This window comes from Staphylococcus sp. GW821-FHT11H10 (genome assembly GCF_058807855.1).
This window is the reverse complement of sequence record NZ_JBXARC010000025.1, coordinates 18,296-31,423: the sequence shown is the minus strand read 5'-3', so window position 1 is coordinate 31,423 and position 13,128 is coordinate 18,296. Positions and strand designations below refer to the sequence as shown.

The window sequence follows — 13,128 nt, the reverse complement described above, 5'->3', positions numbered from 1 at the left end:
CAAAAAAAGAGATTAAACAACCTAAGGTTGCTTAATCTCAATATTTGGACTCATCAGTCCGATTTGACGTAGAGCCATAGAAACCAATTTATTTCAAATCACCTATACTCACTTCATCGGGATCTTTACCTTGACGCGCATTGCGATTTAAACTATCTATTTCAGCTATTTCTGTTAGTTCTAGGTTGAAATCAAATATATCATGATTTTCTCTTATACGTGATGGTGTTTTAGATTTTGGAATTACAACACGATTATGTGCCACGTGCCAACGTAATACGATTTGCGCTGGTGTTTTATCATACGCTTTTGCTAGTTTTGTTATAGTAGGATCGTCTAACAATCCTCTGTTTCTCATTAATGGCATCCATGCAGTAACAACTATATCATGCTTATCACAGAAATCTTGGACTTCTTGTTGATTAAAGTAAGGATGTACTTCAATTTGATTAACTTGAGGTACAATATTAGTTTCACGCATTAATTTTTCTAAGTGATGTACTTTGAAGTTACATACTCCAATTGCTTTTATTTTACCTTCTTCATATAATTTTTCTAATGCCTTATATGTTTCAATATAAAGTTCATTTTTTTCGCAAGGCCAGTGAATTAAATATAAATCGATATATTCTAAACCTAAATTGTTTAATGAGCGATTAAAATACTCAAGCGTACTATCATAACCTTGATGGTCGTTCCATAGTTTAGTTGTAATAAACAAGTCTTCTCGAGGCACTCCACTATTTTTTAGTGCTTTACCGAGTGCTTCTTCATTATTATAAAAATATGCTGTATCAAATGCACGATAACCATCATCTAATGCAGCTTGAATCGCTGTTTCCATTTCTTCATCTGTAACCTTATAGACACCTAAGCCAAGTCTCGGCATCGGATAACCATTGTTTAAAATTTGTGTGTCATTTACCATAATATCTTCTCCTAATGTTCTTGATAATTTGTCACTCTATTAATAATTAGGACAACTCTAATAGAGTGTATTGAACAATTAAAAGGACTGGGACAGAATTCTTTTGAATTCGTTGTCCCAGCCCTCAAAGTTGGAAAGAACTGGGAAACACTTCATATAGAGCGCCTTCTCAGTTCAGTCAGCTTATGCAAGTTTGCAATATAGCCTTATATAATATTAATTTATCCAATAAGTTTTAAATTATTCACGACTTTCATCGTTATTGTCTTTTTTATCTTCATTTTCATCTTGGTCTTCACCGAATGTTGGTCTATTATCGATGAACTCATATTTAAGTACAACCCAAACTAGTTGATGATTGTCCATTTCTGACACAATCCAACGATCATATTGCGTATCGATATGATCTTCAACTTGTAAGTTAGTGTTGTGGGCTTGGAGCCAACCACCTATTGTATCAATGTCTTCTGAATCTTCAAATTCAATGTTGAATTTTTCATTGAGGTCATCAAGAAGGACACGTCCATTAATTTGATACGTATCTTCACCAAGTTTAACGATGTCATTTACTTCATCATCATCAAACTCATCACGTATTTCACCGACGATTTCTTCAAGAATATCTTCCATTGTTAAAATACCAGCTGTGCCGCCGTACTCATCAATAATTAAACTGATATGTACGTGTTCACGTTGCATTCTAACTAACGCATCACTAATGCGAGTTGTTTCTGAAATCATTGGTAATTCATGGATATAATTATTGATTTTGATAGGTTTCCCAGAAGCATACTCTGTTAAGAATTCTTTAACGTTGATGAAACCTTTAATATGGTCTTTGTCTCCATCCTCAGTAATTGGGTAACGTGTAAATTGATGTTCTTTAATCGTCTCTAATAATTCGTCAACATTGAATGGTTCATTTAAAGTCACCATCTGAGTACGTGGTACCATGATATCTTTTGCATGTCTCTCATCAAATGAAAAGATATTTTGCATATAGTTTAATTCTGTTTGGTTGATTTCTCCACCATTATAACTGTTGTTAATAATAATCTTAATTTCCTCTTCTGACATAGCATCAGTTTGAGCGTCTGGATCAACACCTAACATTCTAATTATCACACGTGCTGAACCATTCATTAACCAAATCAAAGGTTTCATTATATTACCGAAATAGTACAATGGTCTAGCGTATGTTAGGGCTAATTTTTCTGTATGTTGAATTGCTATAGATTTCGGTGCTAATTCACCCAATACTACGTGCAAATAAGTCACTACGATGAATGAAATTACAAATGAGATTGTTGTAGTTAATGCATCAGGTAACTGTAATAAGTTAAATAGAGGATGCAACAATTTTTCAAATGTTGGTTCACCTAACCAACCTAATCCTAATGAAGTAACTGTAATACCTAATTGACAGGCTGATAAATAATAGTCAAGATTCGCAATCATCTTTTTGACAATTTTAGCGCTACGATTACCTTCTTCAGCTAATTGTTCAATACGCGTTGAACGTACTTTAACTAATGCAAATTCTGAACCTACGAATACTGTTGTTAATGCTATTAATAGAAAAAATATTACTAAATTTATTATGGTCACTGTATCCAATTAATTCCCTATTCCTAGGGATTCACCTCCAAATAAATGTGTCCCATATGGGTAACACGAATTTAATTCGTAATTTGCTTTGACGATATAAACACATGTTAAGACCTTCCCATTGCGACACCCCCGAAAAAATGTATTACTTTTATTTTATCATATATTAATTACAAATAGTTGATTGTAACGCTTTTGATTAAAAAGTTACAACTTATCATTTAAAACTAATATTGCGTAATAGTCAAGAGAGGACTACACTAAAGCGCTTAGTAGTCACAAAGCATAAATTCTTTATCACTAAAACGCTTTGCATCCTATGACATACTCTCATATGTCTACCCATTTTTACATATTTTAATGACTCTATACCAATTTGAGAGCCTGGTACATAAGTAAGATGATGATGCTATTTTGCAAATTCTCAGTAGCTGACTGAACTGAAAAGGCGCTTAAATCAAGCTTTTTCCAGTTCTAGTCATCCTTGCGGGCGGGGCCCCAACAAAGAGAATTTCACTAAGAAATTCTACAAGCAAAGCAAGTTGGGAGAGGGACGACGAATTTGAAAAGAATTCTGTCCCACTCCCGTAATTTATGACTAAGATAAAAATGGAGCAAGACATAATTCATAATGAATTCGTTATCTTGCCCCAATCTTGATAATATAGACTACTCGTCTAGTTATGAAGAATAAATTAAAGTATTAAAAAATCTCTCGCCCAATTATTAGGGCAAGAGATTTTTATTTCTATTCATCCATAGCTTTTGAAGCTTCAATTTCGTTTTTAGTTACTTTTGGTTTCAATAAACCATACATAATTGCTGAAACAAGTGTACCTACTATCAAAGCAATTAATGTTTGTAAGATATGACTAAAGTCAGTCGCTGCTATAACAATGATACCACCGTGTGGTGCATTGATTCTTGAACCTAATGCTAATGCAATTGCACCACCGACACCTGAACCTACCATCATTGATGGGATCACACGTAATGGGTCAGCTGCAGCAAATGGAATTGCACCCTCAGTGATGAATGATAAGCCCATCACATAGTTTGGCACGATAGAACCACGTTGTTCTTTAGTGAATTTACGTTTAAAGAATATCATTGCTGTTGCGATTGCTAATGGTGGAATCATACCGCCTACCATTGCTGCTGTAATTGGTGCGGCATTTCCTTCTGTCAATGCTGCTGTGGCGAATACATATGCTGCTTTGTTAAATGGTCCACCCATATCGATGGCCATCATTGCACCGATAACTAAACCAAGTAATACAATATTTGAACCTGATAAGCTATTTAATCCATTTAATAATAAGTTATTTAACCATGCTGCTGGCGGGTTAAATGCATAAATCATTAATAAACCAGTGATAGTTACACTTAATAATGGATAAATTAACGTTGGTTTTAAACCTTCAACTGCTTGTGGTAAGCCACGTGTAATATATTTAATACCTTGTGTTAAGTAACCTGCTAAGAAACCTGCAATAATACCACCGATAAATCCAGAACCACCAGAAATTGCTAACATACCGCCAACTAAACCAGCTGCGAAACCTGGTTTATCTGCAATACTACGAGCGATGAAACCTGATAAGATTGGAATGATTAAGGCAAAGGCACTCTTATTACCTATATTCCATAATTGTTCTGCAAAAGCGTTGTGCTCAGAGCTTTTAGGGTCAAATGAGTTAGCCCCGAATAAGAATACGATAGCCATCAAGATACCACCAGCAATTACTAAAGGTAGCATATTTGATACACCGTTCATTAAGTGTTTATAGAACGCTTTACCAAAGCTTTGTTTCTCATTACTTTCACTATCTGTAGATTTAGAGTTACCACCACGTGCTACAAATGGTTTACGACTTGTATCAAGTGCTGTGTTAATAAGTTCTTCTGGTCGTTTGATACCATCAGCAACTGGTACTTCAACTACGTTTTTACCGTCGAAACGATCTGTTTCAACATGAACATCTGCAGCTACGATAACACCTGTCGCACGTTCGATGTCTTGTTGAGTTAAATGGTTTTTAATACCGCCTGAACCATTTGTTTCAACTTTCATTTTAACGCCCATTTTATCGGCTTGTTTTTTCAATGCATCGCGAGCCATATAGGTATGTGCGATACCTGTAGGACATGCTGTTACAGCTAATACATATGGCTCATTAGCATCTGTCGTATTTGCAGAACCACTTGTCGCACCAGCGGCCGCTGCCTCTTGTTCTTGTGCTTCTTTTTCTTCTTCTTTAGTTGCTTCATCATCCGCATTATCAATAATTTGAAGCACTTCTTCAGGAGAGTTAGCATGTAATAAACTTTCTCTCACTTTATCATCCATTAAAATACCAGATAATTTAGCTAGTGCATCTAATGTGTGTTTGTGCGCCACCTTCTGGAGCAGCAATCATAAAGAATAAATGTGCTGGTTGACCGTCTAAACTTTGGTAATCCACACCTTCCTTAGATTTACCAAAAGCAATGGCTGGAGATTTTACTGCTGCTACTTTTGCGTGAGGAATAGCAATTCCTTCTCCAATACCTGTTGTACTTTGTGATTCACGATTATGAATTGCTTCTTTAAATTGAGCAATATCACTTAACTTGCCAGCTTTATCTAATTGATTCACTAATTCATCAATGACACCATTTTTATCAGACGCTGATAAATCCATAGCAATTGTATCTTTTGTTAGTAATTCTGTGATTCTCATTAATTTCACTCCCCATCAAGTACTGTAATAGTAACCTGTGATTTAATTTTTTCTATATCTTCTATTGTTGCTAAATCTTCAGTAAATGCCGTTGCTGTCCCAGAAGCAACAGCTTGTTGAAATGCATCTTCAAGTGATAATCCAGATTCAAGACCTGCCACCATACCTGCAACAGTGCTATCTCCTGAACCAACCGTATTTACGACTTGCCCTTTAGGATTTTGAGCTTTTATACTACGCGTTTTATCTATATAAATTGCTCCATCTCCACCTAAAGATATAATGACTGATTGTGCACCTTCTTTTAAGATTTCACGACCATACTTAACAACATCTTGGTCGCTCTCAACAGTCATATCAAACATTTCTTCTAATTCATCTTTATTAGGTTTAATAAATAATGGTTGATATTTTAGCACCGTGTTAACTAAATCTTTTTCAGCATCAACCACCAATTTTGCACCTGTACTTTGAGTTATTTCTGCAATTTGAGCATACGCATCACTTGGAATACTCTTAGGTACACTACCAGCAACAATAACTGTATCTTCCTTTGTTGTCTGTTTAATTTGATTTAATAATGCTTGGAATTGGTCGTCAGTAATAGACGGTCCAGGTGCATTAATTTCAGTTTCGTCACCAGATTTCAGTTTTACATTAATACGTGTATCTTCATCAACTTTAATAAAATCCGTTTTAATTTGACTTTCTTCTAATGTTTGAGCTATAAATTCTCCAGGAAAACCACCAGCAAACCCTAATGCTGTAGATGGTACACCTAGTGTTTTTAAAACACGAGATACATTGATACCTTTTCCACCTGCAAATTTATAAGTAGATGTCGCTCTATTTAACCCTTTTATTTCAAATCCATTAGTAAACATAATGTAGTCAATAGATGGATTGAATGTTACTGTATAAATCATGGTTACCCTCCTATAAACACGTACTTCTCTTTATATTGTTCAAAATGTGAAAGTGCTATTGTTTGCTTTGATACCACCATTTCAACATGGTTTTGACTAATTGGCACATGTGCAAAATAAACTTCATCTATTTTTGAATGATCAAGTAAAACATATGATTGATTTGCTTGTTCCATGGCCTTCTCTTTTATTAGTGCCTCTTTTTCATCTGGCGTCGTAAGACCGTATTTCAAATCTAAACCATTCATTCCTAAAAATGCTTTATCAAAACAATAACGACTCAATGTATCAAGTGCACTAGCACCTACTGTGGCAAATGTTGTTTCTTTAACCTGTCCACCTATCATCAAAGTTTTGATGCCTTGGTTAAGTAACTTTTCAACATGCGTTAATCCATTTGTAACCACTACAATATTTTGTGCTTTAATGAATGGAATCATTTCAATCGTTGATGAACCAGCATCCATAAAAATGCAGTCGTTATCTTCGATGAGTTTTGCAGCAAATTGACCAATTACTCTTTTTTCTTTTAAATTTTGCGACAATTTATCCGACAGAATTTGTTCATTATTTCTATTACTATTTAATGTTGCTCCTCCATGAACTCTTTGAAGTCGACCTTGTTGTTGCAATTTCGATAAATCTCTTCTAACAGTTGAAGCGCTGCAACCTGTTCGCTCTATTAATTCTTGGAGTGTGAGAAAATCTTTTTTCCTTAATTCCTGAAGTATTAAGTCATGTCTTTTTTCAGAAATCATTTAACCACCCCGCTTCAACTCACATTATAATGTGTACGCTTACATTTTTCAATCACAAATTGTCAAAAACAATCAAAAACATTCATTTCGGTTTAAAAATTAACAGATATTACACAATTTGTCATCCTATTTGTAATATCTGTCACTATATTGCTATTTTTGAGTAATGTCTTCTACTTGTGCATTTGTCATTGAAACAAGATCCTTAAGTTGTAGCACAATTTGAATTCCTCGTTGTCCACCACTCACGATAATTTTTTCGCGTGAAGAAGCAGATTGATCAATCGTAGTTGGAAATAAATGTTTCATGCCTACCGGAGAACAACCACCTCGTATATAACCTGTTACTTGTTTCAAATTATCTAATGGCATTAGCTGTAATTTCTTTTCATTAACGACACTTGCCGCTACTTTCATATCTAATGACTCACTGACTGGAACTACAAATACGAAATGATCATGTTCAGCATTTTCTAATACAAGTGTTTTAAAAACATCATGGACATTTTCACCGACTAATTCTGCAACGCGTTCACCATCCATATGCCGATCTTCGACCTCAAATGTTTTGACTTCATAATCTATTTTAGCTCTGTCTAACATACGCATCGCATTTGTTTTCTTATGTTTCATACACGTTCACCTCAAATTCATCTTTATCTATAATCTTACTACGCTTTCTATGAAAAATAAAAAGAGCGCTCTTCTCTATTATAAGAAAAGGCGCGCTCATTGTGCGTTATTAGATAAGGCTTCTATTTTACCCGTTTTATTTACTGCAATATTACTACTTTGTGATTGATGGTTTGGATTCAATTGATACGTAATATCTTGATTCGTTTCACCACTACGTTCTAAATTGACCACTTTACCATATTGATGATTCGTATAATTTTGAGCAATTATTCTACATTCTTCAGAAGAATATTCATGCTTATTACTATTTGCATTGTCATGGGAAGTGGAATCTATTTTATTATAGTGTGTTTCCATTTTGCGTTCATCGGCGTTTTTTTCTGATGCTTTAGCTGTGTGACTTGTAGTGATATCTAACATTTTCTCAGTTGCAGAGACACTACTCATCTTTGAAAATGTAGAAATTGTCTGATGCACTTTAGCTAAGGCATTTTGGTTTGTAGCTATAAATAATAAGAAAGCTAGACATAACGATAAAATTACAGCCACCATACCTAAAAGTATGTTTTTTAAATTCATCTCCTTACCCACATTTCTCTCTAAATTTTTATTTATCTTAACATATATAGAGAGTAAAAATAATTATGTAGACTGCAATTTAAAATAACTGTAATCTTTGTAATACTTCTATTAATAATCGACGCTATATTGTTACAATTTGACAACATAAATGTAAAAACAAGCAATGACATCGTCAATTTTTCAATTAAAAACGAATGATGCCATTGCCTATTTCATTTAATATTCATATTAACCTTTACATAGCAATTCTATGGTCTTTACTTCGTTGTGTGTTTTCGACGTCTCGTTGCTTGCAGTGCTTTTTCAACAAAAATAATCACGATACCGAACAACATAACTATGATTGCCATATATAAGGGAAATTCCACGTTAACATCAAATAAAGCACCAGCTACTAATGGACCAACAAAGTTCCCCATACTAGTAAATGTGGAGTTTAATCCACCTGCAAAACCTTGTCGATTACCTGCAATGTTAGAGTAGTAGTTCGTAAGTGCTGGACGAATTAAATCGAATCCAATGAACACGATAAAACTAATAAACATGATCGTCCAATAACTATGCGACAAGATTAATAAACCAAGTACAATCGCTGAATAGAGTAATGACCAGATAATAAAGGTTAATTCAGTCATGTATTTCATAAATTTGTCGAAGAAGAAGACTTGGAATACCGCTCCTGCTACGCCACCACCAACAATTGCGATTGAAATATCACGTGGTGTATAGTTGGCTTTCTCAGCTGTATAAAGTGAGAATAATGTTTCAAATGCTGATAGACCAAATGCCAGTACTAATGTCAAAATAATTGGCGTAATAAATACTTTCCAGTTAATTTTTGTAAATACTTCCGGTTCGAGTGAATGGAATCCTTCAGTTGTTTCTTTGCGCGGGTTATGAATTAATAATAAAGACATGATAAATGCTAAAACACCTAAAGTTCCCGCAAAGTAAAATGGAGCTCGATGTGAGAATTCCGCTAAAAATCCACCAATCCCTGGACCTAAAATAAAGCCTGAATTGATAATAGCTGACATGTAACCAAAGTTCTTGGCTTTATCCTTAGCTGGTGAAATATCTGCAATCATACCAGTTACACCAGGCATTACCATCCCTGCACTAAAACCACCTAATATACGAGAAGCGATTAAAACAGGAAAATGATGACCGATAGCGAATAGAAACTCCGATATGGCAAATAGAACTAGACCAATGCAGATAATTAATTTTTTTCCGAGTTTATCAGCCATCGTACCACCGAATGGTGAAATAATCATTTGAGATAAGGCAAACACTGCTACCAATATGCCTAAGTCGCTACCCTTTAGACCTAAATCTTTCAAGTAAACGGGGAGTACAGGTATTACCAATCCGATACCTACAAAGATTAAGAAAATATTGAAGTACAATGTAAATAATTGTTTTTTCATGATGACACCTCATTTCATTTTTATATGGTAAATTTCATCATTTCATTGAAGATCAATTTTAATCACGCTTCTGATTAAATATAAATGAGCTACGTCTAATAACATAGTTGAAAATTACATAATATTAGGACATTGTATACTATTTAACTTCTATATTACAATAGTAAGATTTAAATTCTAAGCAATAAAACTTACTGGCTAGTATAATGTAGGTAACTTATCAAATTGAGGTGACGATGATGAAATATAATAAAGATGGTCAAACGTTTCTTTTAGTGCTAGATAAAGGCGAAGATATTGTAGAAGTCCTAACACAATTTGCTATGGAACAAGAAATGAAATTCGGTTCAGTTAGTGGTATAGGCGCATGTGACAATGTAACGTTGAATTTTTATAATTTAGACACTCAAAAATATGAAGCACGTGAAGTTAATGAAGCTTTAGAACTAACAAGTTTACTTGGTAATATTTCACATATTGATGATAAACCATTTGCGCATTTACATGGAACATTCGGAACACGTGATTTTCAAACATTGAGTGGTCATTTAACGAAAGCTGTTGTATCAGCTACGGCTGAAATAGTAATTCAAATGACTAACTTAGATGTTAATCGTACACATGATGAAGAAACTGGATTGAACTTATTAAGACCTTAATGCAATGTATAAATTAAATTAGCCCATAGATGACATATTTAGATATGTATCTATGGGTTATTATATGTATTCCTCATTTATTACATTAAAATAGCATTTTATAACTTTAAATTTCTTTTGACTAGATAAACATAATGCTTAAATATTTGATTACCATTTAGGTAACCTTTATTATTAATCATTGACTAACTAAAATAAACTCTTATTTTTTCAAAGAAAGTAGTGTATAACATGACTTCGCGTTATATTGCCAGAATATATTTCATAATACTTTTCACATTCTCACTATTTGAAACACGTGTTTTTAATTTTATGAGTTTAAACCTCTTTTTAGCTTATATACCATTTGAGTTATGTTTACTATTAAGATTATTTAAGCCAAGAAAAAAATATGAATGGCCACTTTTTATAATATTTGGTTTGATTTTTGTATTGCTAGTGCCTAATACTTTTTATATGCTAACGGATTTAATTCATTTAAATCAATTTACATTTGATTTTTATGTTCAATTAAATATTATGGAATGGCTATATTTTACTTACCTATTATTAGGTGTCTTTTTAGCAATGTATTGTATGATTCTTATATTTATAAATTTGATGCATTTTACTTCAAAATTATGGATAAATCGTACTCTAATTGTAGTACTTATGTTCTTAAATGGTTTAGGTATTTATATGGGACGCTTTTTAAGATTCCATACTGTTCATTTGATTACTGAACCTTTCACTATTATTCGTCAGGTGATTGCATCTTTAAATACACAATCCATAACATTTATTTTACTAATGGTATTACTACAAACCGTAATCATTATTTTCGTGAAAGGAGTGAGAGTGGCAAAATGATTTGGCACATTATGATTCTTCTAATCATTATTATTGCTTTACAACTCATTATTGGACATTTCTTTCATAAAAATGGTTTTAGTATGACGCATAGTATTATCCTTATGTTATTACCACTTGGTATCGGTTTGTATCTCGTTCAAATTTTTTATTATGAACGCCGTTATCCTAAATGGGAAGTGCCATTAAATGTCAAACTACGCTTAAAATATATGTATTTGTTTACTTTCTTAGAATACGTAGCCGTATATATATGCTTATTTGCCTTAAAATAACACTTAAAACCTTGGATAAATGAAGATAAATATAAGCGTGTTCACACACTCACGTAAGTAGTTCTAATATAGATAATAAAACGTAGTTGAGTGCGGGGCCCCAGCAAAGAGATTTTCAACAAGAAAATCCACAAGCAAAGCAAGCTGGGGTGCGGGGCCCCAACAAAGAGAATTTCTTAAAGAAATTCTACAAGCAAAGCAAGTTGGGGTGCGGGGCCCCAGCAAAGAGATTTTCAACAAGAAAATCTACAAGCAAAGCAGGCTGGGGTAAAATAAATTTTGGAAAATATTATTTCTTCCCCACTCCCTTCTAACAAAAGTAAATTGGAGTGAGACAGCATTTAATTTGATTGCTATCTCACTCCAATTGTTTTTTATATTTGTTTAAATACTGACATAACATGGTCTCTTGCTTCTTTATGATCGACTAATGGTTTTGGATAATCCTGACCTAGTTTAATACCTTCTTGTTCTAACTCCGCTTCATGTTTAAAAGGTTCATGTAATAATTTAGGAGTAACATCATTTAACTGTGGTATAAACGTTTTAATGTACAAAGCATCTTTATCAAATCGTTCACTCTGACGACTTGGATTAAACAATCTAAAGTAAGGAACAGCATCTGTTCCTGTAGATGCAGACCATTGCCAACCATGTACATTTGATGCGGAATCAAAATCGATTAATTTTCTTCTAAAATAATCCTCACCCCAAGTCCAATCAATGAACAAATCTTTCGTTAAAAACTGTGAAACAACCATTCTCATACGATTATGCATAAATCCAGTTTGATTTAGTTCAGTCATTGCTGCGTCAACTATTGGAAAACCAGTACGCCCTTCACACCAACTTTTATAATCCTCTTTATTATATTCCCATTTAATGTCACGATATTTTTCATTAAATGCCTCATGAGCTGTGTTTGGATAATGCGTCATTAACACATAATAGAACTCTCTGAACATCAATTCTCGTATAAACTGTTCAATATTATGTTCGTCCTCTTCATAACGCTCTAACAATTGAGTAACAATTTGCTTAATGTCTATTATGCCATAAGCCAAAATGATACTTAACTGACTTGTTAAGACTTCAGGCAAATATTCACGATTGGTTTCATAATTTTGTATGTCTTGATCTATGTAGTCATTCCATTTTTTAATTGCTTTTGATTCAGAAAGGCCATACTTAGAATAATCTTGGTTTAATTTTTGCTGAGATTTCACGAATAAATCGGACAAGTTCTTTAATTTATAGGCATAAGAGTCATGCTTTCTTAGTTTGGAACGATGTGCCTTATAAAAGCAGGTAAACACTTTGTATGGTTCCCCTTGTTTGTTCATCGTAGCGCTTGGTTTGAAATAGTGATTGGCACGCACTGTGGTAACTGTAATATTGTGCTTGTTAAAAGCCTTTTTTTAATGACGAATATCATAACTTTCTTGATGATAACTCATAATATCGCCAGCAACAATAACTTCACTGATAGATTTATCTTCACAAAAATCCCCTAAATCACTATAGTCTAACAAGAAGGGTTCAATATCATACTGTCTTAAGTCATTTAGAAATGATTGCATTACACCATAATAATAATTTGCTTTCATGTTTGTGCCATCTTCTTCGAATATTTCCTGTGGAATAATGAGGTAGCATTTCTCAATTTCCTCTTTATTTTGATGAATATATTCAAATAATGGATTATTATTAATTCGGAAAACGCGATTTAGTATTACACCTATAGTCATCATTTC

At 33.5% G+C, this 13,128-nt stretch carries 10 protein-coding genes and 2 pseudogenes; 3 read left to right on the top strand and 9 right to left on the bottom strand.

All coding sequences use genetic code 11. The features are described 5' to 3' along the window. Window positions 1–88 precede the first annotated feature (88 nt). From AC1RRU_RS11030 to norA, 8 genes and pseudogenes are all read right to left on the bottom strand, one after another. Window positions 89–928 (bottom strand): aldo/keto reductase, encoded by an 840-nt coding sequence (locus AC1RRU_RS11030; RefSeq protein WP_011276452.1) that lies wholly within the window; start codon window positions 926–928, stop codon window positions 89–91. Window positions 929–1,168: 240 nt separating this feature from the next. Further along, window positions 1,169–2,545 (bottom strand): hemolysin family protein, encoded by a 1,377-nt coding sequence (locus AC1RRU_RS11025; RefSeq protein WP_011276453.1) that lies wholly within the window; start codon window positions 2,543–2,545, stop codon window positions 1,169–1,171. A gap of 739 nt (window positions 2,546–3,284) precedes the next feature. Further along, window positions 3,285–5,259, bottom strand: a pseudogene (locus AC1RRU_RS11020) (PTS fructose transporter subunit IIABC). A 5-nt stretch (window positions 5,260–5,264) separates the two neighbouring features. Beyond that, complete coding sequence (gene pfkB, locus AC1RRU_RS11015) at window positions 5,265–6,185, bottom strand: 1-phosphofructokinase (RefSeq protein ID WP_011276455.1); 921 nt, start codon at window positions 6,183–6,185, stop codon at window positions 5,265–5,267. 2 nt (window positions 6,186–6,187) lie between these two features. Then, on the bottom strand, window positions 6,188–6,943 hold the full coding sequence (locus AC1RRU_RS11010) for a DeoR/GlpR family DNA-binding transcription regulator (protein WP_011276456.1): 756 nt from the start codon (window positions 6,941–6,943) through the stop codon (window positions 6,188–6,190). Between the two features lie 153 nt (window positions 6,944–7,096). Next, on the bottom strand, window positions 7,097–7,576 hold the full coding sequence (gene ybaK / locus AC1RRU_RS11005; RefSeq protein WP_011276457.1) for a Cys-tRNA(Pro) deacylase: 480 nt from the start codon (window positions 7,574–7,576) through the stop codon (window positions 7,097–7,099). Window positions 7,577–7,672: 96 nt separating this feature from the next. Beyond that, window positions 7,673–8,158, bottom strand: a complete 486-nt coding sequence (locus tag AC1RRU_RS11000) for a hypothetical protein (RefSeq protein WP_011276458.1) — start codon at window positions 8,156–8,158, stop codon at window positions 7,673–7,675. A gap of 260 nt (window positions 8,159–8,418) precedes the next feature. Next, entirely contained in the window at window positions 8,419–9,591 is a 1,173-nt protein-coding gene (gene norA, locus AC1RRU_RS10995) for a multidrug efflux MFS transporter NorA (RefSeq protein WP_011276459.1), read from the bottom strand. A gap of 239 nt (window positions 9,592–9,830) precedes the next feature. On the opposite strand from norA, the gene AC1RRU_RS10990 reads away from it, so the two are divergent. The 3 genes from AC1RRU_RS10990 to AC1RRU_RS10980 all read left to right on the top strand — a co-directional run bounded on the left by AC1RRU_RS10990 (window position 9,831) and on the right by AC1RRU_RS10980 (window position 11,374). Beyond that, window positions 9,831–10,250 (top strand): PPC domain-containing DNA-binding protein, encoded by a 420-nt coding sequence (locus tag AC1RRU_RS10990; protein ID WP_016930920.1) that lies wholly within the window; start codon window positions 9,831–9,833, stop codon window positions 10,248–10,250. A 231-nt stretch (window positions 10,251–10,481) separates the two neighbouring features. Continuing rightward, entirely contained in the window at window positions 10,482–11,099 is a 618-nt protein-coding gene (locus AC1RRU_RS10985; RefSeq protein ID WP_011276461.1) for a DUF1361 domain-containing protein, read from the top strand. After that, a complete protein-coding gene (locus AC1RRU_RS10980; RefSeq protein ID WP_046464831.1) occupies window positions 11,096–11,374 on the top strand; it encodes a hypothetical protein in 279 nt (92 codons plus the stop codon). The genes AC1RRU_RS10985 and AC1RRU_RS10980 overlap by 4 nt, the downstream gene beginning before the upstream one ends. Window positions 11,375–11,748: 374 nt before the next feature. Here the strand turns inward: AC1RRU_RS10980 and AC1RRU_RS10975 are convergent. Next, window positions 11,749–13,122 (bottom strand): annotated as a pseudogene (locus AC1RRU_RS10975) (cryptochrome/photolyase family protein). Window positions 13,123–13,128 lie beyond the last annotated feature (6 nt).